This is a genomic window from Trichocoleus sp. FACHB-90 (genome assembly GCF_014695505.1).
Taxonomy (GTDB): Bacteria; Cyanobacteriota; Cyanobacteriia; order Cyanobacteriales; family FACHB-T130; genus Funiculus; species Funiculus sociatus.
The window spans coordinates 52,730-73,525 of sequence record NZ_JACJOK010000014.1 but is presented as its reverse complement, the minus strand read 5'-3'; the positions used below and the strand labels follow the sequence as shown (position 1 = coordinate 73,525).

Below are 20,796 nucleotides of genomic sequence, written 5' to 3'. Positions count from 1 at the left end.
ATCGCGTTTAGTGAGGAAGACGTTATCGAATTCTTAGAAGTTGGAGAACCATATCGGGGCAATTTGGTACTTCGTTCACCACTACAATGCATCCTTACCTGTTTAGCACTACCTAAATCTGAATTGACCGGGTAGACTTCATGTTCCCAACGGTCTCTATTCTCATGGCGCGAGTGCGGGGCAGACTCAGAAGCTGGTTACTCAAGCGAGTGCTAAAAGTCCGCTCTTATACAATCAGAAGAGTTGAACAGGGGGTTATACCCCCTATTCGCCAGCGGTATCCTTAAAGAAGTCGGGTATCTCGCCTTAACTAGGCGGCAATCGCCAGAAGTTTAAGCAGTGTGCAGCCTTTTGCCAGCGCGACTTGGTGAGGCAGGCTTTTTGCTGCGGGTGGGTGCGGATGGTGCCTGGGGCTTGGCTCGGTTACTGCGACCTTGGTTCGTGCGCTGACCCTTCGGCTGGTCTATCACCATCTTGGCTGGGGCGCTTGGCTCGTAGCCTGGAACCACAGTTTTGACAAGGGGTTTATTGAGCAATCGTTCGATGTCTTTGAGGAATGGATATTCATCTTCGCTGACGAGGGAAATCGCTCGTCCTTCATTGCCAGCGCGACCTGTGCGACCAATGCGATGCACATAGTCTTCTGGTACATTGGGCAGTTCAAAGTTGACTACGTGGGGCAGCTGATCGATATCTAGACCGCGTGATGCTACGTCGGTGGCGACTAATACCCGCACTTTCCCTTGCTTAAAGTCTTGCAGCGCACGAGTCCGGGCTGCCTGACTTTTGTTGCCATGAATTGCAGTGCTTTTCAGCCCATCTTGAGCAAGTTGCTCCGCTAGACGGTTGGCTCCGTGTTTCGTGCGGGTGAAGACTAGCACCTGTTTCCAATTGTGGAACCCGATCATATGAGAAAGCAGTTCTCGCTTGCGATCGCGATCGACCGGATGCACCACTTGTTCTACCTGCTGTGCGGCGGTATTACGGGGAGCAACTTCGATCTGGGTTGGAGATTTTAACAAGCCGCTGGCAAGCTGCTGAATCGGTTTAGAGAAGGTGGCAGAAAACATCAGCGTTTGGCGGGATGGGGGGAGAATTGCCAAAATTTTGCGGATGTCACGGATGAAGCCCATGTCTAACATGCGATCGCATTCATCCAGCACCAGTATCTCTATCTGCGAGAGATCCACAGTCTTTTGGCCAATGTGGTCAAGCAACCGACCGGGTGTAGCCACTACAATATCAACTCCCCGATGCAGGGTTTGAACTTGTGGCTTAATTCCCACGCCGCCATAAATTGCTGCCGCTCTCAGCGACAGGTATTTGCCATAAGTTTTGACGCTATCTTTTACCTGATCTGCCAGTTCGCGAGTAGGTGTGAGAATCAGGGCGCGAGTCCTGCGATGCACCTGCTTGGTGTTGGTGGTACCCAGGAGTTGCAGTAAAGGCAGGGTAAAGCCAGCAGTCTTGCCTGTTCCAGTTTGGGCGCTGGCGAAAATGTCTTGTCCTTTCAGGATTGCGGGAATTGCTTGCTGCTGAATGGGGGTTGGTTCAGTGTAGCCAGAGTCAGCAACAGCACGAAGCAGGTCTGTCGAAAGACCGAGGTTATCAAATGTCATGAATGCGATCGCTCCTAGTAATGCCCCTATCCCAAATCAAGTGCCTGGGGCCAGTCTAAGAGCAGGAAATTTGTAGTTCAGTTGGATGGCTTTAATCAGCTTTTTTCCAATGCGCCAGCAACAGACCGGAATGTACTGGCAGAAATTCATTCTATCAAAAATATCAGAAAAATGCTGAAAACCCCGTGATTTTAATCCGGGGATGAAAGTTAATTGCTGGTTTTCACCTGCCTTGGAAGTGTTTTGATATAGTCGCTTGACAGGCTCCCGCCGCTAACCTAGAGTCCCAGATTAGCTTTCCTGTGGACAGTATGGCGGGAGCCTTCTCTCAGAATTAGGTAAGCAATAGCAATTAACAAAACCAAACTTATTAAGGTAAGGCTTTGAGACAGAACAATAGATAAATTTTAGCCTTTACATTGAAAGGGCTAAAGTGAACTATCGACTGTTTTTTTTGTTGAGAAGCAAACCCAAATTAATGAACATCAATAATGGGTTGAAGAAGAAGCGCGATCGCGCCAACAGCGACAAAAGACAAACTTACCCAAAAGAAAATTCTCATTTTATTTTTTAACCTTGATTTAATTTCTGATGCTTTCTACGGTTCAATGTACTGGGATTGTAGTGAAGAGTTAGGATTTGCCTAATCCGCCTAGGGAGAGAAAGCGCTCGATAGAAAGAAAGAGTTAATAGCCTAAGAAGCGATCGCTTATCGCTGAGTCACCAACATCTTCATCCCATGTTTTGGGCGGAGCGTTAACGAGGGTTGCACCACCACCGGATACTCTGGTTGTAGCGTCAGGCGAAACTTTTGCGCGATCGCTGCCAGCAGTAAACTTGCCTCCATCATGGCAAAAGCCTTGCCAATGCAGATTCGCGACCCGCCACCAAAGGGAAAATAGGCAAAGGTGGGCAACTTCTTAATGAAATTATCTGCCCAACGATCCGGGTGAAAAACTTCGGGATTTTCAAAGAAGCGAGGATCTCGGTGCATCGCCCACTGATTGATAAACACAGTTGTTCCCCCTTTTACCTCATACCCCCCCAGAACGCAGTCTTCTACGGCACGTCGGCTCATTCCCCATACTGGCGGATACAGTCGCATTGATTCCAACACAACTCGCTCTGTGTAAGGCAACTGACGTAAATCGGCAACCGTGGGTGCGCGATCGCCCAACACCGTCTTCAATTCTTCTTGCAATTTCGCTTCTACTTCTGGGTGCTGTGCAAGTAGAAACCATGTCCATGTCATAGCGTTAGCAGTCGTTTCGTGACCCGCCAAAAATAGAGTCATTGCCTCATCTCGCACTTGGCGATCGCTCATCCCAGTTCCATCAGATTCATCCCGCACTTGAAGCAATAGGGAAAGTAAATCGCCTGTGTCCTTACCGCTAGCTCGTCGCTCGTTAATAATGGGATAGACAATCGCATCTAATTGTTCAATTGCTCGTTGGTATCGCAAGTTACTAGGAGTGGGCATCCAACCAGGAAGGAAATATTGATTAGCAAGACTGGCATTAAAATCCATCACTGCATTTAGCGCCGCCTGTACCCCTTCCGCTTCATCTTTAATATCAACATCAAACAGTGTTTTTGACACAATTTCTTCGGTCAGCAACATCATATCTTGATGAATATCGCGGATTTCCCCATCGCGCCATTGGTCAATTAATTGCTCAGTATAGTCAACCATTACCTTCCCATAGGCGACAATTCGTTCCTGATGAAAAGCTGGTTGAACCAGACGACGCTGACGCTGCCAAAAGTCGCCTTCACTGGTCAGTAAGCCGTTGCCTACAACACGCAATCCGCGTCGATATACGCTACTTTTAACAAAGTTGGGGTATTGAGTGACCAACACTTGCTCGATCAAGTCGGGGTGGTTCGCTAAAAAAGCTGGAAATGGGCCAAACTGCCAGCGAACAAGATCACCATACTCTCTAGCACATTGGCTGAAGAACTTAAGTGGATCTCGATTAATTTCTGGAAGATGACCCACAAGGAAATGAGCTTTAGGGCCAGGTGGTAAATGTACTGCGGGCATAAACAACTCGGTTAAAAATGCTTTGGATAATCAAATGGTTTTATAGCTGCTCATACCGAAAGGTAGCTACCATCTCGGTTTGTGTTGAGTTTGAGCTGTTAAGAGCAACTTTCAAGCCTTACCTGATGGAACATTGACTGTTAGGGCGAACGCTACTTTTTTTAAACAGCGTCTATCTAAATTTTAGCCAAAACAAATTTGTCCCAAATAAAATGACACTTACACCTGTGCGCGATCGCGTTAGCGCAGAAAAAGTCAGTTCGCACCTGCAACCCCTCTTCTACCAGCCAACTTCCTCTACAGATACACAAAATATCGATATAGTCAAGCTAAGGACTGCTCATCTTGGCAATAGTTGTAAAGTGAAGTTTTGGCAGCGATCACAGAGTGACTAATCAGAGGTTGTGGTGGGTACTGCCCACTCTGCTAACTCACACATACCTTTATCTCAAATTCAGTTTAAGTTTTTAGATAGGCTTGCTCAACTTCGGCTGCAACTCTTTGAATATTTTTAGGTGGTTCAAAAATTAAATTAATTGTAATTGTTCCTTCAGGCTTTGGATTGTCAAACACCTGTGATATTTCCCGTGGAATGCGATCGATTTCAAGAAGAAAATGCTCTGTCCATCCCTCCATTTTTTCTTTTATAGATTCCAACTGTTCAGGAAAGATAGTGAAATGAACATCTATTTCCCAATCCAATAAACTATGGCATCCAAAAGCTATCTTATCTACGGCACGCTTAATTTCTAAAGCATCCCCTGGTTCTCCATGTTTACCCCACGAAGCGAGAAGGTCTTCTGTAGATGCAACCATAAACAGCTTGATCAGGGCTTGTAAATCGTGCAGTTTTTGCCTAAACCATGTTATGAAATGTATTTCATCCTGAATTACAGAAGGACGATATATTAATCCTCTTTTCAAATCGTAAAAATCTTTTTTAATTGAACTTATCTTGGCTCTAAGCAATTCAACTGTTAGTAAATATTCCCAAAATTCTGGCTTATCGATAGCTATCTGTCTGGATGCAGCACTCTCATTTTCAAAAGGTTTTAGATTTAAATCAATTATTTCTCTTTGCCATCCAGTACCATTCAGCTTGCGCTCTACCTGAGACTCATGATTCCTTTTCCAGTCATATAATAACTCGACTGTATATTTTTTATCATCTGAATCTATCAACTTCGCACACTTGCGACATAACCAAATACCGTTAGTAATATTGCTCCTCTCTGCTGGAGTCATATCTAAACGATATCTGGCTGAGCCTGGATTAGCTCCCCTAATATGTGCAGCTTCACCGATATTTACTGACTTTTCATCATCTGAGTGTGGCCCGCTAGTATGTGCTTGGCAATATGGATTTGAACACATGGAGCCACTGCGCTTTTCTAAAATTTGTTTGATGTTTTGAAGGAATCTATTTTTGTCAAGTGCCATTAAGAAATACTCAAATACTAATTAGTAAATTTGTACTACACATAATTATAACGATACTCATTTAAGAATGACTATAGTCTTCAGAAACGCATAAGACCGTAGGTTAGGCTGAAGCATGAACCCCAGCATATCCTTAGTGATATTGATACCCTAATGTCAACGACTGTTTTCCCTGTGTTAGCCATTTAGGAAGGGTGATCGCTTCTAAGAGTGCGAATAATTGTGGATAATGACCTTATTGGGAATGCGATCGCCATTACCTGTGGGATGGTTTGAGGAGCGAAACTCGTCATCCTAAGCCATGCAACGCCACAAAAAATGGCGAGGTTCACAAACGTTCAGTACAGCCTACGCAGGCGACCATATTTAAACCCAACTAAGGCTTAAGGAAGCAACTCCAGCACAGATAAACGGCTGATAATTTGCCCTGCGATCGCAACAGGCACTTCATCAGACAGTTGATAATCTTGACGACGCTGATAGATGGATTCCTCAGCCACAATAGGCTCGGTGTAGACCTCAATCTGCTTTTCTGGGAGGTTGATAATCCAGTAAATCGGAATCCCAGCACGAGCGTAGAGACGCTGTTTTGAAGTGCGATCGCGCTCTAGGGTAGAGTCGGCAACTTCAATAATCAGAGCGATTTCAGAGGCACCGGGATGACGATCGAGATAATCGCGGGTATTTCCCCGAACGACCACCACATCTGGCTCTGGCTCACTATCTGCTAGGGTGATAGGTTCTTGAGTATCGACGTACCAGCCTTCAGGAATGACGGCTTCTAAGGCATTTCGAGTGAGTTTGGTAGTCGCACGATGAGGCGGATTTTTCGGCATTTTGTAGACCAACCATCCATCCAGCAGCTCTACCGGATCGTCGTCGCTCAGGATGCCAAGACGAATCATCTGGTGATACTGCTCAACACTCAAACGCCACACGGGTTCTGTTGGTACTGCCGCGAGGGTTTGGGTATTCAGTGTATCAGATGGTATGGATGTGGACACAGGGTAAGTGGGTTGAGCGCATTTACTGGTGATGGTAGCACTATGAAATTACCTTTGTACGCGGAGAATGGGGCTGCTTAGGTGAATGCGCGATCGCACCTATCAGAGTAAGTTATGCCATTGAATCGGATGCCAAAACTATCTGGATGCCGACAATGAATCATCTGGTTGGAAGTCGGGATCGTCAAAGTAGTATTGTCCCTTAGCTTTTGCGATCCGTTCAAACAGTTGCGGAATTCCGTTGGCAATTACCTTTACGTCTTCGGTTGTGAATGTCCAAACTTCTCGTCCAAAAATTGGATCGGTTCCTTCCCAAACGGGTTTGCCTACAATGACCCACCATTCCCAAGAGCGATTTCTATCTTCTTGACTCCTTCTAGGACGGCATATATAGCTATAGGCAATGCAGCGATCGCCTTCAATATCCATGAAACCAGTGAACTGTTTGTCAGTACCTTTCAACTCGTGATAAGTATAGTCCTCTAATGCCCGAATGTGCCAAGGATATTCGCTTTGAACAACAATTGTGCCACCGTCGAAATGGCTGTGGAGTTGAATCAGTTCCTTTGGCATTTCAGATTGGCCTTGAGGCTTTGACCAATTAATCGGCGATCGCATACTAGGATTTTGCTCTAGGATGGTTAGCATCTTGAGAAATCGATCTTGCTTCCGTACTGCCCAGCCGATTTCTGGTTGGAGATAGCCATCTTGTTGCCGAACTCCAATAAAGCCTGCAACCACTTCTAAATCAGCTTTTCCTTTAGGGGTAACGAGTGCGATCGATGCTTGGGAGAGTCCAGTGGGTAATCTTGTTGGTGAGATTCCGTCCTCGACGGTGAGTTCTGCACGAGGGATATCTAGAATCGGATTCTTTTGTGTAGGCGCATGGGTGACGGAGTGATTAACGTAGGGAAATAAATCGGCTAACCATCCTGTAATCACCTCTCCACCGTATATCTCCTTTGGTTTATATATCTGCTGCCAAAATTTCAGGGTCGGTCTACCAGCAACGGTGTCAATCAAAGCATCACAAATTGGCAACAGCCGTTCTGTCCACCAACCCAGATCGTAAGCAGCGATCGCTTCAACCCGTCCTCGGATACTGCGCCAGTCGGCTTCTGTTCCGCGCACTGTAATCCCAGGAATGCCGCAAATGGCATAGAGCATATAATCAAAATACTGCTGGAATGCCTCCATCATCACCACCTGACTTGCGGTTTGAATGATGGATGTAGTGGTGCTGAAGTTACACACCATGAGTGAGTGAATATCGGGCTTAACATTGTCACGAATGCGTTCTGACCATTTGTCAATCACTTCAGCCCAGTCACTCGGTTGAGCGAGTTTTTGAGCTTCTACCTTTAACTCCAGCTTGCCTGAATGACCCACAAAACGCGATCGCAACTTTTCTGCATGATTGTTGATGTGTTGTGCAAATCCTTGGGCAATCGTCAGCCAAATTGCATCTGGAGTCAGCAACAGTGGTCGATGTTCGCTGTGGGCAATATGAACAGCAGTGACTAGGGGATGATTCCCTGATTCCTGAATGACTTCAAATGAGTTATTGTGGCTGAATGCTAATAATGAGAAACCTAATCGCTCCTCAAATTTCCTCCAAGCCTTGTTAACAGGAAGGATATCTTGACATACCTGGACATCATCAACGAGAAAACTAATTTCTCCCTCCGATGTATGCAAAATTGAGGCTACGGTTTCCATAAAAATTTCTGAGAATGAGCAAATAGGATGGAGTATAAGCGAATTTACAAGATAATTGGCATATTTCAAGAATATACTCTACGAATCCAAGAAATAATCGCATCTTTCTCTCTGGAGTCAAGGTCAGATAGCGCGATCGCCTATCGTTCATGTATAAGGTTAAAACACGAACTTTCCTCTGTTAGCCAAAGAAGCACCTCTTGACACGCTGACTTTGAATTGAGGATACTGCTTCGTAGCAAAAGTAAACCCTATCCGCTCGCTTTCACCTCGCCTTCGCTACGGCGTTCCTGACAGGAATCACTGCTCTCAGCCTATCAGCAGAGGTAAAAATCATGCCCGGATTCAAACCTGAAGTAGGGTCTAGCCTCAAAGCCGAATGGGATAGCATCACAGTCGAGTATTCCCTGACACCACCTGGTGAAAACGATAAGACGATGCCCAAACACCTTGTCGGTGTCGCCTTTGCTCCCCACGAGCGCGTGACTTGGTGTGTTGATGGAGGTTCAAGCCAAACAACATCGCTGCATCCCGGAAGTGTTTTCCTCTACTCATCGTGCGAATTTGTTTGGTTACATTCACAGCGACCGAGTGAGTGCGTTCACATGATGCTAGACCCAAACTTGCTGAGTCGAGTAGCAGTAGAAAGTGATTTGTCTAGCAATGTCGAAATCGATTATCGCGTCATGTTTGCAGACCCAACTATCCTGCATTTGGCGCAGTTGTTCAAGTCCGAAATGCTCAACGGCGGCTTAGCTGGGAAACTTTATACTGAGTCCCTGACCAACCTATTAGTGGTTCATCTTCTACGAAATTATAGCGGGACACGGATTTCGCCAGCTCTGCAAGATGGAGCGCTTGACACCCCCAGGTTGAGCCTAGTCAAAGATTTTATTGAAGAACATCTGGCTGAAAATTTGAGCATTGCAGACTTGGCTAGTGTTGTGCATATAAGTCCCTTTCACTTTGCTCGTGCCTTTAAAACTGCCACAGGTCAACCGCCGCATCGCTACATTACTCATCGGCGGATGGAACGAGCAAAAATGTTGCTATCTGTCACCCGTCTTCCCGTTGCTGAAGTGGCATATCGGGTTGGTTTCTCTAATCAGAGCCACTTTACTGCCCAATTTCGTAAAGCCACAGGCACAACACCGAAAGGCTATCGGGATAGTCTTTAATGCTATTGCAACACGCAGAAAAGCAAGATTAGCATAAACGACAGCAAGAATCGGTCGTGAATGTACATTTTATCTTTTCTAAGCTTTGGATAATACAAGAGCCAATTGCAGACTTGAAGCAAAGCTAGGGAAAGCAAAAATGACAAACGATTTTGAACACAACGCCTCTAGTGATGTCAAAACCCCTCGCCGTGAGAAAATTGCAGGGGTCAGTCGCCGTCGCATGATGCTTTACGGTGGCGCAGGCTTGGCAGGTGTTGCTGCCATGACGGTTGGCGGACGGGTTGATGCAAATACGCCACAGTCTGCTGTTGCACAGCAAGTTTCCGCTAAACCAGAGGGAAGATTTGCAGGCAAAGTCGTTCTAATTACTGGTGCTACATCAGGGATTGGGGAAGCAACCGCACGGGCGTTTGCCAAGGAAGGGGCCGTTGTTCACTTTTGCGGTCGCCGGGAAGCACTTGGGGAGAAGGTTGCCCAAGAAATTAACGCTCAAGGTGGTAAAGCAAGCTATCAGAAAGTAGATGTCTGCAAGGAAGAGGAAATTAAAGCATTTATCGATACTTGCGTTCAGAAATATGGTCGGATTGACATTGCTTTCAATAATGCTGGAGTTGAGAGTTCTCCGAATACTGTTGCCGAACAGTCGTTAGAAGACTGGATGAATGTGATGACGACCAATGCAACAGGTACTTTCTTATCTATGAAATATGAACTTCCCGTTATGCTCAAGCAGGGGAGTGGTGCAATTATCAACAATGCTTCCGTTTCCAGTCATGTTGGCTTTGCCACCATCGCGCCCTACAGTGCCAGCAAACACGCGATCGCATCTTTAACTAAAGTTGCAGCCTTGGAGTATGCAGACAAAAATATTCGCATTAATTCCATCTCGCCTGGCGCAGTGGATACACCAATGCTGCGAAGGGCAATGGCTGCCTGGAAGCTTTCCGAAGAACAAATTGCCAACGAATACCCGCTCAAGCGGCTAGTGGCTCCAGAAGAGATTGCAAAAACCGTTTTGTGGCTCTCCTCCGCTGACCCCACCTGCATTATTGGTACTGACATTGACGTAACCGGTGGCTACCTCACCAAGTAGTTGCAGTTGGTAAAATCATTTCTATAGCAATCCTAATTCATCAAATTCTCTGCTTTCTCTTTCTCTGCGTCCTCTCTTGCCTGGAACGGTTCGTTAATTTTCACACACCGACTTTGGTTATTATATGGCTAATCAACAAACTCGAAAAGAGTTTTTGAATTTAAGTGCAGTTGCAGGTTTTTCGTTTCTTTTAGGCAGTCAGAATCTATTAGGGCAGAAAGCTTCAGCAGAAACTAGCTCTACTGAACATCCCAATGTTGCAATTATTAAAAGTTACTACGAGGCATACGGCAAAGGTGACTTAGGAACCGTGCGGCAAATTTTTGCTCCGAATATTGCCTGGACAATTCCTGGACATCACCCACTAGCTGGAACCAAGCGAGGTGTAGATGAAGTTTTAGCTTTCTTCTAGCAGCTGGCTAAAGCCAAATTTCGGGCTGAGGTCTTATTTTTGGGCGGTAATGACTCCTATGTTGTCGATGTTCATCGAGGCTGGAGCAACATGGAACGGGACAATATCGATCAGCTTTGGGCATTGTTGTTCAAAATTGAAGGCGATCGCATTGTCGAAGCTGTGAATTTTCCCGGCGACCAACACGCAGCAGATGCCTTCTTCTGGAAAGTTTATCCGCTCAAACCGCTTCCAGAACGACTGGCTTAATAGGAATGGCACTGAGGCAAGGAGCCTGGAAATAAATTTCCGGTTCAAAGCTTAAGTAAGCTAAAGCTTACTGGGTGAGGTTTTAACCCGTTTCAACGGGTTTTAGCTTTGAGCCTCAAACTTTAGTTTAGGGCTATTCCGCTTCAGCAACTATCTCTAATAGTAATAGTGAGGCTGGTCGCCCATCACACAGCTATCCGATCAAAGTATTCTTATTACTTAACAGTCCAGTTGAGCGGGGCCAACGAAATTTAGTTGAACACAAGGAGCTTTCGACTACCGCTTCAACGGAGCGTTAGGTGGCTTTACAACTAGCGTCGAACCATAACCTGAACATTGAATGTCGATCTAGCCTTAGTTCGACGACCAGACAAGTCATTTTCTAAAGCTGTTGGATCAATAATCAACACTTTTGGATCATAAATTAGAACAAGTAGAGTTTTGCAGTGGGTATGGTTGTGATAGCTCTCAATATCAATTTTTATCTCGTCTATCACAGTCTTAGCATGAGAACTTGACCGTACAAATTTAGTTTCAATCAAAGTGTCCGCTGAAGGGATAACAATATCCACTCGCTTTGATGTACCAGCATGTTTTGGTGTCCATTCTTCAGTTCGTGCATCATCAAATATAGAGCGAACACAAGCAAATAAAAGATCCTGCACATCGTATTCGTTGTCCACAACGAATGGGGAACGAGCATGCCCTCGTTTTGCAAGCAACCGAGCAACAACACGAAAATTATCTATGATCTTGATTAGAAGGCTGCTTTTATCAATTTGATTAAGGTTTGGCAGCAACTCATAGCGATCGGGCCGCCCTCCGCAAGCAAGTTCTTCAATCTCTGGTGGACAGAAACTGGCGATACAACCCCGTATATATTCAACATCACGACCGTAATTTCCATAGGAAACTACTCGTTGTCGGATTTTTGGATTTTGAATTGCTTGAACTGCTTCAGAAAAACTAGCACCATCGGCTTGTGCCTTATAAAACTGTTGCTGTGCAACATGCGCCTCGACATATTGAAATATTTCTGAGGGAAGGAAGCGAATACGATAATACCTAAATGTTTGTGACGCTTCATCCCAAAGATGGCTATAAATTGCGCCTTCTCGTTCTAAAGTAATGAGGTCTTCGCCATTCCCCCGCAAGGTAAGGAAACGATGACCAAAAGCCTCTACTTCAATAAAATCATCCTCTGCATCTTCGTTGAAGCCGAAATCTTGTTCATCAGAATTCGTGCTTAAAGGGCCAGTTTGGTCATCAGGACTCATATTTGAGGTTCTCTTGCAAGGGTTGATGGATGCGATCGCGACGTGTGCGCCAAGCGCGATCGCTTTTCCTCATCCTCCCAAAATGCGATCGCCCGAACAGCAGTTACAGCAGCAGATTGACACGTCCCTCTCTTTAGAAAGCGTCCAGAACCAACTCACCGTTGTAATACCGAAAAGCCGTTAGGCTACCCAACGTTCCTAGTCAGCGGCTGCTAGCACCTTTGCGACAGCACAAGCGGCTTCGGTCAGTCCACTGCACCAGCGTTGTTATGCTACGTTTTTACGGCTATCACAACAACTTCATTCAGGCTTGAATTAGACTCGACCGCTACTCCTCAAACGAAATTAAAAGCTTACGCAGTAATTGAGCAAGAACTTCACGTTCCGTTTTCTCTAAAACGGTCAGGAGACGATGCCCATTGGCAACATGAGCCTCAATAGCTTTTTCAATCACATTGAAACCTTTATCGGTCAACTGAACTAGCGTGCCTCGGCGATCGCTTGGATCAGGAATGCGCTTCACAAGGTCAGCTTGCTCTAAGCGATCAATCCGATGCGTCATCGTACCGGATGAAATCATCAAGGTGTTGAATAGCTCAGTCGGCGAAAGCTGGTACGGCTGACCAGAGCGGAGTAATGTAGCCAACACATCGAATTCTCCACTATTCAAGCTAAAGTCTGAAACTGTCTCTTGAATCGATCGTTCTAAATGTTTGGAAAGTCGCCCTATCCTTCCAATAATGCCCATAGGCGACACATCTAAGTCAGAGCGCTCCCGTTGCCACTGCGCCAAAATCTTATCGACTGGATCAGACTCCATCGTGCAGCTCACCCATCTAAGTTCCTTGACACTAAATATCTTGACATCAAAATAATCGCTACAATCTTGATATTAAGTTTCTTGATATCAAGATAAAAAAGTTGAGGAAGTTCAATATGAATGAACGGACGATTTACCTTCTAGCGGCACTTGCTGGCGGCGCTATTTTACCTGTTCAAGTTGCTCTTAACACGCTATTGCGGCGTTATATGGGTGAACCCATGCAGGTTACGTTCGTTTCATATCTTGCGGGGACGTTAGCATCGCTCGCGATCTGCTTTGTTGCACGATATCCTCTTCCCGCTGCGACTGCGCTTGCTCAAACCTCTTGGTGGATGTGGATTGGTGGGTGTTTGGGGACGTTGTATGTTTGGTCAACTATCTTCGCAACACCGAAGATCGGAGCCGCGCTTGCGCTTGCGCTGACAATTGCTGGTCAGATGATGGCAGCACTGTTTCTAGATAATTATGGGGCAATCGGGCTTAACAAGGTTCCAATCAGCCCGGAACGGATTGCAGGTGTAGTACTTGTGGTTTTGGGGGTTTCGTTAGTTGGTTTTGCAAAGCGGTAAGTGACTCAACCCTAGGAACACCAACCATAACCAGAAACAAAAACTTGACCAAAAAATAAAAACCATGAAGACAGGGACTGTTTGCCTGTCTGATATTCTGCTAACGGCTCTAGCGCCGATGATCTGGGGAACGACTTATGTTGTCGCGACTGAACTATTGCCACCGAACCATCCGCTATTGGTGGCTATCTTGCGATCGCTAGCGATCGCTCTCTCAACCAGCTTCCACATATTCACACAGAGTAGTTGGTTCGGGAATAGGTAAACCTTCTTCTCGCAACCCATCCAAATGAAACGCGGTAAGCGAAGCCATGCCGTAGGCTTATCGCTTCTTTGAATCCGCCCTATGAACCCAGAACACCTTGAAGCTGCGCTACCATTTCCGTCCGAGACGAAACATCAAGTTTACGGAACATCCGTTTTAAAGCTTGCTTGACAGAATTTTGCGTAATCCAAAGTTCTGCGCCAATTTCAGCATTAGTGAGTCCCTGTGCAACTAGCAGCGCAATTTGCACTTCCCGCTGCGTCAGGCGATTTGCCAACAAAGAGTTAAATCGGGTTGGCTGTGTCCTAAGCATCGCCAAAGAAGCAGATAAATGAGCGCACACAGCACTCAAATTGGCAATATCTTCAGCATCAAAAGCAGGTGTGCCACTGACACGGGCAAAGTGAACGGTTCCGACTAGACAACCACCTCCCACAATTGGCCCCGTCATAATGTGTTCGTGGTCATAACGCGAACAACAAGACTGATATAGTTCACTTTGCTTCCAGCCTTCTGCGGTTAACATTAGCTGCTCGTGGGCGGGCGCGTGGTGTTCGACTACATAGCGCATCACCGGATCAACTGACCGTCCTACCTGTTCGTATCGCTCTACAAAGACATCAGACACGCCGCGAACATCAACTCCAGCCAGACGAAACTGATTATCCAAAAGATAAATGCCCCAACGTTGGGCATCAAAAGCCTCTCCCACCGTGTCCATAAAGCGTAACCGGAGTTCACGCTCGTCACGAGCAGAAGCAATTCCCTGAAACAGAGCATGAAGAGGCTGGGTCATCGCGCTATCAAAAGTGTACCCACTTGAGGACTAGCTGTACTGAGAAACCATCCCTACCATAACTTTTATTGCCAGACTTATTAGAGATTGAAAAATGACGAATCAACCACAGCACACCATTGGTCTAGTGATTTTTCCCGACATGACCCACATTGATATCACAGGGCCACTCCAGGTTTTTCACTTCCTACCGAATCGGCAGATTCATCTGCTCTGGAAGACACTGGAACCTGTGGAAAGCAACGAGGGCATGAAAATTTTGCCCACTACCACCTTTGATGATTGTCCATCCTTGGACGTTCTGTGCGTAGCGGGTGGACCTGGGCAGATAACAATGATGAACGATCCCCAAATGCTTGAATTTCTCCAAAAGCAGGGCAAAACGGCAAAGTTTATTACCTCAGTCTGTACTGGTTCTCTGGTACTTGCAGGGGCTGGTCTGCTATCGGGCTATCGGGCTGCTTGTCACTGGGCATTTCGTGACCAGCTAGCAATGCTAGGAGTTGAGGTAGGCACTCAAAGGGTAGTGATTGACCGCAACCGCATTACTGGAGGCGGTGCGACGGCTGGCATTGATTTTGGGCTGGTGCTGGCGGGGCTGCTCTGCGGTGAGGAAACTGCGAAGATGATTGAGTTGCTGCTAGAGTACAACCCAGCGCCACCATTTAATGTAGGTTCACCGGAGAAAGCGGGTGCTGCTTTGGTTAATCAGGTGAAGACATTTGGGGGGCAACTTATCGAAGCATCCTTTGCAGGAACGAAGCAAGCGGCTGAGCGCTTAGGTATCAATCAGTAGCTTTTTATTCTTCATTGCACATACGATCGTTCCTGTAAAGTAGCACTGTTTGCCAAAGGCATTGTCCCATAGAGCGATCGCTTTTCCTCATCCTGCCAAAATGCGATCGCGTCATTTTAGCGGGGAGAAACTACAACGTGCTTGACAAAAGCAGCTATTTATGTATTTAAAATGGGGCGCAGGCGATCGCTCTTTCTTATTCCAGCCAAAACAGGCGATCGCATTCTCAAAATAATTACTTTTTATACAAAGCACGAGTAAAATCTAAAACTTCTCGCTTACGTTCCTCAGACAAATTCCCGATTGCAGCTACAATCTGTTCTGATACTGATAGCCAACTCTCGGTTTTAGCTTTCCAAACTACAATAAATTGATTAGATGATAGTGGACAAAGAACCTCTGTTTCCCCTTCTTCGTTAGTAAACTCTACCTCATATTTACCATCAGGATAACAATCTACAATTGCTCCTCGCACTCCCGTCTCAAAATTATACTCAGGTAGATTAACCAGCAATTCGATCACATCAAATAATTCTGGTTCAATCATCTTCGCCTCCGCACAAAAAGCGTTACCAATCTCGCTGCATCACTACCTAGTTCTACTATCCAACCTGTACGCACAATTTCTTGCTGTCCTTCGGTGCCAATAATCTCTAAATCAATTCGATAACGTTGCCCATGTTCGTCAGTTTGTCCTAAAATTGCTTCAGCCTCAAGCACTTTTGCCGAAATTTGTTCTAGCAGAGGCTCATAATTATCTTTGGTAAAACCTAAATGGCGCTGAAACATTACCGCTTTGTCGCCGCCTATAGGGTTGTCAGGATTAAGCGCGTATTCCCTCAACTTGCGGGGGTCGATGACAAGGCTGCTTAACAATATCTCCTAGCTTCATCCTTGTTTACCTTAGATTCTAACTAAAGGTCATAGACTTGCACCGAACAGAGAGAAACACCGATTCAGTTGACAAAACCACAGATTTGCGTATCCAAAGGTAAATAGGCGATCGCATCTTCCCAGTTAGACTCTACGAGAAAAGAGCGAACCGACAGGTCGGCGCTTCGCTATCGCGCCTATCCTCCAGCAAAAGCGATCGCATTCTCTTCTGCTGCCAGCCCATACCAGACGCTGAAGTGGCTCAACTACCTATAGATCCATCTATAGTGATCCACAAGAAATATTTATGAATAAGTGTTTACAAAGTTTAATAAGATAATCACATACACAAATAAGTATTTTTTCCTAGTGCCATGATAGCGGATCAATTTCCCTGGCTTAGCGCGATTATCCTGCTCCCACTCGTTGCTGCACTGCTTATCCCTTTTCTGCCTGATAAAGACGGTAAGCGCGTGCGCTGGTATGCACTGGGAGTAGGGATCGCAGACTTTGTATTGATGTGCTACGTCTTTTGGAAGCATTACGATCCAACCAGCGCTACTTTTCAACTCGTAGAGAAATATACCTGGCTGCCTCAGTTAGGCTTGAACTGGGCAGTTTCGATTGATGGAGTTTCAGCCCCGCTTGTGCTTCTGGCAGGATTAGTGACCACACTCTCAATATTTGCGGCGTGGCAAGTCAATCTCAAACCCCACCTCTTCTATTTCCTGATGCTGGTGCTGTATTCCGCACAGGTAGGGGTATTCGTCGCCCAAGACGTGCTGCTGCTGTTCATTATGTGGGAAGTAGAACTAATTCCCGTCTACCTACTCGTTTCGATTTGGGGTGGTCAGAAGCGTCAGTACGCTGCGATGAAGTTCTTACTATATACCGCCGCCGCTTCTATTTTTATTTTGGTTGCTGGTCTGGGAATGGCCTTCTACGGCGACAATCTGACCTTCGATATGGTCGAACTCGGCTTAAAGGATTATCCCCTTACTTTAGAACTGCTGCTTTATGCAGGATTGCTAGTTGCCTTTGGTGTCAAACTAGCTGTTTTCCCTCTGCACACGTGGCTACCGGATGCACACGGCGAGGCATCTTCTCCCGTATCGATGGTACTAGCGGGCGTACTGCTGAAGATGGGCGGATATGGGTTGATTCGCCTCAATTTAGGACTTCTTTCTGATGCACACGTTTACTTTGCACCTGTTTTAGCGATTCTGGGCGTTGTCAATATTATCTACGGTGCATTTAACTCCTTTGCCCAGACGAATATGAAGCGTCGCCTCGCGTATTCGTCGGTTTCTCACATGGGATTTGTCCTGTTGGGGATTGCGTCGTTTACTGACTTGGGAATCAACGGCGCAATGCTGCAAATGATTTCTCACGGTTTAATTGCATCATTACTATTCTTTTTAGCCGGGGTGACTTACGATCGCACTCACACGATGTCGATGAAAGAAATGGGCGGGATTGCTCAGGCAATGCCGACTGTGTTTGCCCTGTTTACAATGGGTGTGATGGCATCGTTGGCTCTGCCGGGGATGAGTGGCTTTGCTAGCGAACTTGCGGTTTTCGTCGGTGTGACGACTAGCGATATCTACAGCTCAACTTTCCGCACCGTGACAGTTTTTCTAGCCGCTGTGGGTGTCATCCTGACTCCAATTTATCTACTTTCGATGCTGCGACAGGTATTTTACAATTCTGGTGAAGTACCTACCTGCGACATTGCACCTACCTGCGACATTACTGATCCAGATTTGCAGAGTCAGGGAAATCAGGAGCCAGTTTGCTTTGGTACAAACTGTACCTTGCCTATAGATGCAGAATTTACCGATGCTAGACCTCGTGAAGTGTTTATCGCTGCCTGCTTTCTAGTGCTGATTATCGGTTTTGGCGTATACCCCAAGATGGCTATGCAAATGTACGACGTAAAAACTGTTGCAGTTAATGCTCAGGTTCGCCAATCTTATACCCAAATCGCAGAAGTGAATCCCCAGATATATACGGAAGGATTTTTGGTTTCTAAGGTGGAATCGGAAGTAACGCCCGTTTTGGGAATGGTGGAGCGTTATCCAAGATAAGCGCCGCCTGAGTAATCCTTTGGTAGCCGATTGTAGGGACGTTTTGCTTAACTGAAAGGCTTATCAGCTACCAAAGTTATTTTTTGGGTGCGCTTCTCGGCTCAAATGCGATCGCTTTTAGCTGTGGGAGTGCCACAAAGACTGATTCAATTGGGGAAGATTCTTTGAGCGATCGCTGACATTTCCCAGAAACGTTAAATCCTTGAATTTTATTGGCAGAAACCCAGAGAGGCGACACGCGCCCCCTCTGGGTAAATAGCTATAAAGCTGATTATTACTTTGACAGAGGCTGGATTATTGAGTCAGATAAAAACCCAAAAATCCAGGTATACGTCCTAAATTTACTCTTCTTTGAAGACTTGTGTTGCCAGGAATGCTAACGCAGCGGTACTAGCGATCGCGCCCAACTGGAGAGCGGGATTTTTAGCCAGCCAGTCAGAAACGCTCGGTATCACCAGATTGCTAAAATCTCCATCAACTCTAGTATCGCCGGGAACAGGCTCATAAAGGTTGTTCCGATCGTCTGGGGACTTCGGCTCGTTGGTGCGTTGGGCTTGGAAACCAACGAGCAGCAACAAAGAATCCACCAGTTCCGGCGATAGCCGCTGTAGCGCATCTAGCGCTCTAGCTGCATCCCCAACCAAGAAGTCACGAGTTGGATTTTCGGCGACGTAGAGGATCGCGTCAGCCACCAGCCTGGGGTCGTAGTAAGGGGGTATCCCTGACGGCTTCACGCCTAGCTTGGTAAGACCATTGTTCCAGAAGGGTGTATTGATGACCGCTGGTTTCACACTCGTCACGCTGATGGGGATGCCCTCATGTTGCAGCTCGACGCGCATCGCTTCAAGGAATCCCTCGATCCCATGCTTTGCTGCGGAGTATGCACTTTGGTAAGGGAGACTTCGCAAGCCCTCCATTGAAGAGATGTGGATTAGCGCCCCCTGTCTCTCTCGCTTGAGATGGGGTAGCGCCGCCATCGCACCGTATACCTGCCCCATCAAGCTAACATCAATGACGCGCTTAAACTCTTCTGGTGTGGTGTTGTCGAAGGTGGCAAAGATGCCGACAGCAGGGAGGTGTACCCACGTATCGAGCCGCCCATAAACCTCTACGGTACGGTCTGCAATCGCTTTGACCTGCTCGAATACCGACACATCCGCTACCACAGCCGTTGCTTCACCACCAGAGATACGAATCTCGTCCACCAAGGACGCTAGCTTCGACTCACTACGAGCCGAGACAACTAACTTTGCCCCACGACGAGCAAACTGAAGGGCTGTCTCGCGCCCAATGCCGCTACTCGCCCCAACGACGGCAACAACCTGCTGATTTATTGGTTTTAGTTGCATTAATGCTACTCCTTAAAGTTTTTATGCCAAAAAAATTCACCTCTAAGAGGATGTTTGAATTATCTATGTGACGCTGAAATCTTGGAGATCCCCCCTAGCCTCCCTTAAAAAGGGGGGGAAATCTTCAAAGTCCCCCTTTTTAAGGGGGGTTTAGGGGGATCTCTAACCCATAGCGTTTGAAAAAGCACTTTTCAAACATCCTCTAAAGGTAAACTTTTTCTAGAACATTTGGTCTAATTGCAATCTACAAAATCAACTTTTCAATAATTACATCATACTAAGCGATAGCGAAATAAACGTTGTACTTAAGCATGACTAAAAGCACCCTAGATATTGTAAAAATCAAAAATTAGGATTTTGCCTTATTCCTCATCAGTAAAAAGGGGTATATTTGAAGCCGCGATCGCTTGCTGAATCTATTTATAACTATTCAAGCCAATTTGTGCGCTTTTAAAGAGAATAATTACTATGGTTTCAGCCAATTTCTACCCAAAGCAGGGTTTATTATTACGCTAGTAAGTGTTCGTAGATATAAAGAACTTTAGCTGACGCTAGAAATTGAGTTTTTTATTTAGGGAACTAATAAATTTTCATCCTATTTGTGGATTCTAGGGAATCTCATCTTTAGATATGTTGCATTTATAGGCATTCGCAGGATTCACAAGAAGCATTATGGCTGATAAGACTAGCAAAGCAGACAAGGAAACCAAGATAAGGGATCAAGGCAATCTTTCAGATGTACCCATCGAAGATACTGATTTGGTTTCAGATATACCCGTAGAAGATACTGGCGAACCAATTATTTCAGATTTACCCCAGGAAATTACTGAATCCTATGGAACGGGCGTTGCTGTAGAGCCGGGGCTGGAAATCGGTGGACGAACCATGCGCGATCGCATGGAGCAGTATACCTCGGCTGGCCCAGAACTAACCGGCGGTGATATTGATGCTCGTTGGGATCAGGCTGAAGCGGTTGGTGACGAAGCCGTAGGGGGAACTGTTGCTACTCCCGATCAGAATGTTGTTGACGAACTCGGAGTTGCTGTTGGGCTTGATTATGACGACGGCGTATCTCTTCAGACAAACGAGATTTTGGAGTCACGCGACGCTGGTCGATGGGAGTTAGACCCCATGTCTGCGGAAGATTATCCAGAGCATTGAGTATTCGGTGGAGCGCGATCGCATTTTCTGTGCGATTCA

General features: G+C 46.2%; 21 protein-coding genes and 4 pseudogenes. 12 read left to right on the top strand and 13 right to left on the bottom strand.

The features are described 5' to 3' along the window. Nucleotides 1–106 (top strand): annotated as a pseudogene (locus H6F74_RS03985) (IS1 family transposase); the annotation flags it as partial. Nucleotides 107–332: 226 nt separating this feature from the next. Here H6F74_RS03985 and H6F74_RS03980 read toward each other — a convergent pair. After that, nucleotides 333–1,619 carry a DEAD/DEAH box helicase gene (locus H6F74_RS03980; RefSeq protein WP_190436634.1) on the bottom strand — a complete coding sequence of 429 codons (1,287 nt, stop codon included), beginning with the start codon at nt 1,617–1,619 and terminating at the stop codon, nt 333–335. A 709-nt stretch (nt 1,620–2,328) separates the two neighbouring features. Further along, a complete protein-coding gene (locus H6F74_RS03975; protein ID WP_190436631.1) occupies nt 2,329–3,663 on the bottom strand; it encodes a cytochrome P450 in 1,335 nt (444 codons plus the stop codon). A 212-nt stretch (nt 3,664–3,875) separates the two neighbouring features. On the opposite strand from H6F74_RS03975, the gene H6F74_RS03970 reads away from it, so the two are divergent. Beyond that, the gene (locus tag H6F74_RS03970) at nt 3,876–4,058 is read left to right on the top strand and encodes a hypothetical protein (RefSeq protein WP_190436627.1); all 183 of its coding nucleotides are present in this window, start codon (nt 3,876–3,878) and stop codon (nt 4,056–4,058) included. Nucleotides 4,059–4,122: 64 nt separating this feature from the next. Here the strand turns inward: H6F74_RS03970 and H6F74_RS03965 are convergent, their stop codons facing one another. From H6F74_RS03965 to H6F74_RS03955, 3 genes are all read right to left on the bottom strand, one after another. Next, entirely contained in the window at nt 4,123–5,103 is a 981-nt protein-coding gene (locus H6F74_RS03965; protein WP_190436624.1) for a hypothetical protein, read from the bottom strand. 383 nt (nt 5,104–5,486) lie between these two features. Then, nucleotides 5,487–6,107 (bottom strand): Uma2 family endonuclease, encoded by a 621-nt coding sequence (locus H6F74_RS03960; RefSeq protein ID WP_347269472.1) that lies wholly within the window; start codon nt 6,105–6,107, stop codon nt 5,487–5,489. A gap of 138 nt (nt 6,108–6,245) precedes the next feature. Further along, a complete protein-coding gene (locus tag H6F74_RS03955; RefSeq protein ID WP_190436620.1) occupies nt 6,246–7,826 on the bottom strand; it encodes a DUF4419 domain-containing protein in 1,581 nt (526 codons plus the stop codon). A gap of 335 nt (nt 7,827–8,161) precedes the next feature. Between H6F74_RS03955 and H6F74_RS03950 the strand changes: the two genes are divergently transcribed. The 4 genes from H6F74_RS03950 (at nt 8,162) to H6F74_RS29155 (ending at nt 10,761) form a co-directional block, all read left to right on the top strand. Continuing rightward, complete coding sequence (locus H6F74_RS03950) at nt 8,162–9,004, top strand: AraC family transcriptional regulator (protein ID WP_190436618.1); 843 nt, start codon at nt 8,162–8,164, stop codon at nt 9,002–9,004. Nucleotides 9,005–9,143: 139 nt separating this feature from the next. Next, complete coding sequence (locus tag H6F74_RS03945; RefSeq protein WP_242021780.1) at nt 9,144–10,100, top strand: SDR family oxidoreductase; 957 nt, start codon at nt 9,144–9,146, stop codon at nt 10,098–10,100. A 124-nt stretch (nt 10,101–10,224) separates the two neighbouring features. Further along, nucleotides 10,225–10,512, top strand: a complete 288-nt coding sequence (locus tag H6F74_RS29160) for a hypothetical protein (RefSeq protein ID WP_199300811.1) — start codon at nt 10,225–10,227, stop codon at nt 10,510–10,512. Nucleotides 10,513–10,551: 39 nt separating this feature from the next. Continuing rightward, nucleotides 10,552–10,761 carry a hypothetical protein gene (locus tag H6F74_RS29155; protein WP_199300810.1) on the top strand — a complete coding sequence of 70 codons (210 nt, stop codon included), beginning with the start codon at nt 10,552–10,554 and terminating at the stop codon, nt 10,759–10,761. Between the two features lie 311 nt (nt 10,762–11,072). Here H6F74_RS29155 and H6F74_RS03935 read toward each other — a convergent pair whose 3' ends face one another. Further along, on the bottom strand, nt 11,073–12,038 hold the full coding sequence (locus H6F74_RS03935) for a hypothetical protein (RefSeq protein WP_190436615.1): 966 nt from the start codon (nt 12,036–12,038) through the stop codon (nt 11,073–11,075). A 13-nt stretch (nt 12,039–12,051) separates the two neighbouring features. Here H6F74_RS03935 and H6F74_RS03930 point away from each other — a divergent pair, with 13 nt between their 5' ends. After that, nucleotides 12,052–12,222, top strand: a complete 171-nt coding sequence (locus H6F74_RS03930) for a hypothetical protein (RefSeq protein ID WP_190436612.1) — start codon at nt 12,052–12,054, stop codon at nt 12,220–12,222. 144 nt (nt 12,223–12,366) lie between these two features. Here the strand turns inward: H6F74_RS03930 and H6F74_RS03925 are convergent, their stop codons facing one another. Then, entirely contained in the window at nt 12,367–12,858 is a 492-nt protein-coding gene (locus H6F74_RS03925; protein ID WP_190436610.1) for a MarR family transcriptional regulator, read from the bottom strand. Between the two features lie 116 nt (nt 12,859–12,974). Between H6F74_RS03925 and H6F74_RS03920 the strand changes: the two genes are divergently transcribed. Further along, the gene (locus tag H6F74_RS03920; RefSeq protein WP_190436607.1) at nt 12,975–13,430 is read left to right on the top strand and encodes a DMT family transporter; all 456 of its coding nucleotides are present in this window, start codon (nt 12,975–12,977) and stop codon (nt 13,428–13,430) included. Between the two features lie 64 nt (nt 13,431–13,494). Continuing rightward, nucleotides 13,495–13,632 (top strand): annotated as a pseudogene (locus H6F74_RS03915) (EamA family transporter); the annotation flags it as partial. 12 nt (nt 13,633–13,644) lie between these two features. On the opposite strand, the pseudogene H6F74_RS30860 reads toward H6F74_RS03915, so the two are convergent. Then, nucleotides 13,645–13,725, bottom strand: a pseudogene (locus tag H6F74_RS30860) (type II toxin-antitoxin system HicB family antitoxin); the annotation flags it as partial. Between the two features lie 49 nt (nt 13,726–13,774). After that, nucleotides 13,775–14,491, bottom strand: a complete 717-nt coding sequence (locus H6F74_RS03910; protein ID WP_190436605.1) for a LuxR C-terminal-related transcriptional regulator — start codon at nt 14,489–14,491, stop codon at nt 13,775–13,777. A gap of 94 nt (nt 14,492–14,585) precedes the next feature. Between H6F74_RS03910 and H6F74_RS03905 the strand changes: the two genes are divergently transcribed. Next, nucleotides 14,586–15,287, top strand: coding sequence for a DJ-1/PfpI family protein (locus H6F74_RS03905; protein WP_190436602.1), 702 nt, complete (start codon nt 14,586–14,588; stop codon nt 15,285–15,287). A gap of 235 nt (nt 15,288–15,522) precedes the next feature. Here H6F74_RS03905 and H6F74_RS03900 read toward each other — a convergent pair whose 3' ends face one another. Both H6F74_RS03900 and H6F74_RS03895 read right to left on the bottom strand, forming a co-directional pair. Further along, nucleotides 15,523–15,834, bottom strand: coding sequence for a DUF4926 domain-containing protein (locus tag H6F74_RS03900; RefSeq protein WP_190436599.1), 312 nt, complete (start codon nt 15,832–15,834; stop codon nt 15,523–15,525). Beyond that, nucleotides 15,831–16,179 (bottom strand): annotated as a pseudogene (locus tag H6F74_RS03895) (DUF6883 domain-containing protein). The gene H6F74_RS03900 and the pseudogene H6F74_RS03895 overlap by 4 nt, the downstream one beginning before the upstream one ends. Before the next feature lie 355 nt (nt 16,180–16,534). On the opposite strand from H6F74_RS03895, the gene H6F74_RS03890 reads away from it, so the two are divergent. Beyond that, entirely contained in the window at nt 16,535–18,247 is a 1,713-nt protein-coding gene (locus H6F74_RS03890) for an NAD(P)H-quinone oxidoreductase subunit 4 (RefSeq protein WP_190436595.1), read from the top strand. 76 nt (nt 18,248–18,323) lie between these two features. On the opposite strand, the gene H6F74_RS03885 is transcribed toward H6F74_RS03890, so the two are convergent. Both H6F74_RS03885 and H6F74_RS03880 read right to left on the bottom strand, forming a co-directional pair. After that, nucleotides 18,324–18,485, bottom strand: coding sequence for a hypothetical protein (locus H6F74_RS03885; protein WP_190436592.1), 162 nt, complete (start codon nt 18,483–18,485; stop codon nt 18,324–18,326). A 103-nt stretch (nt 18,486–18,588) separates the two neighbouring features. Further along, nucleotides 18,589–19,596, bottom strand: a complete 1,008-nt coding sequence (locus H6F74_RS03880) for an SDR family oxidoreductase (RefSeq protein WP_190436589.1) — start codon at nt 19,594–19,596, stop codon at nt 18,589–18,591. A 672-nt stretch (nt 19,597–20,268) separates the two neighbouring features. Between H6F74_RS03880 and H6F74_RS03875 the strand changes: the two genes are divergently transcribed. Then, complete coding sequence (locus tag H6F74_RS03875) at nt 20,269–20,757, top strand: DUF6335 family protein (RefSeq protein ID WP_199300808.1); 489 nt, start codon at nt 20,269–20,271, stop codon at nt 20,755–20,757. The last annotated feature ends 39 nt before the right edge of the window (nt 20,758–20,796 follow it).

Bases quoted from the DNA above. Each gene is read 5' to 3' on its own strand.
- H6F74_RS03905 (WP_190436602.1), top strand. From the start codon at position 14,586: ATGACGAATCAACCACAGCACACCATTGGTCTAGTGATTTTTCCCGAC.
- H6F74_RS03920 (WP_190436607.1), top strand. From the start codon at position 12,975: ATGAATGAACGGACGATTTACCTTCTAGCGGCACTTGCTGGCGGCGCT.
- H6F74_RS03970 (WP_190436627.1), top strand. From the start codon at position 3,876: ATGACACTTACACCTGTGCGCGATCGCGTTAGCGCAGAAAAAGTCAGT.
- H6F74_RS03910 (WP_190436605.1), bottom strand. From the start codon at position 14,491: ATGACCCAGCCTCTTCATGCTCTGTTTCAGGGAATTGCTTCTGCTCGT.
- H6F74_RS03950 (WP_190436618.1), top strand. From the start codon at position 8,162: ATGCCCGGATTCAAACCTGAAGTAGGGTCTAGCCTCAAAGCCGAATGG.
- H6F74_RS03890 (WP_190436595.1), top strand. From the start codon at position 16,535: ATGATAGCGGATCAATTTCCCTGGCTTAGCGCGATTATCCTGCTCCCA.
- H6F74_RS03955 (WP_190436620.1), bottom strand. From the start codon at position 7,826: ATGGAAACCGTAGCCTCAATTTTGCATACATCGGAGGGAGAAATTAGT.
- H6F74_RS03965 (WP_190436624.1), bottom strand. From the start codon at position 5,103: ATGGCACTTGACAAAAATAGATTCCTTCAAAACATCAAACAAATTTTA.
- H6F74_RS03875 (WP_199300808.1), top strand. From the start codon at position 20,269: ATGGCTGATAAGACTAGCAAAGCAGACAAGGAAACCAAGATAAGGGAT.
- H6F74_RS03980 (WP_190436634.1), bottom strand. From the start codon at position 1,619: ATGACATTTGATAACCTCGGTCTTTCGACAGACCTGCTTCGTGCTGTT.
- H6F74_RS03945 (WP_242021780.1), top strand. From the start codon at position 9,144: ATGACAAACGATTTTGAACACAACGCCTCTAGTGATGTCAAAACCCCT.
- H6F74_RS03900 (WP_190436599.1), bottom strand. From the start codon at position 15,834: ATGATTGAACCAGAATTATTTGATGTGATCGAATTGCTGGTTAATCTA.
- H6F74_RS03975 (WP_190436631.1), bottom strand. From the start codon at position 3,663: ATGCCCGCAGTACATTTACCACCTGGCCCTAAAGCTCATTTCCTTGTG.
- H6F74_RS03925 (WP_190436610.1), bottom strand. From the start codon at position 12,858: ATGGAGTCTGATCCAGTCGATAAGATTTTGGCGCAGTGGCAACGGGAG.
- H6F74_RS29160 (WP_199300811.1), top strand. From the start codon at position 10,225: ATGGCTAATCAACAAACTCGAAAAGAGTTTTTGAATTTAAGTGCAGTT.
- H6F74_RS03880 (WP_190436589.1), bottom strand. From the start codon at position 19,596: ATGCAACTAAAACCAATAAATCAGCAGGTTGTTGCCGTCGTTGGGGCG.
- H6F74_RS03935 (WP_190436615.1), bottom strand. From the start codon at position 12,038: ATGAGTCCTGATGACCAAACTGGCCCTTTAAGCACGAATTCTGATGAA.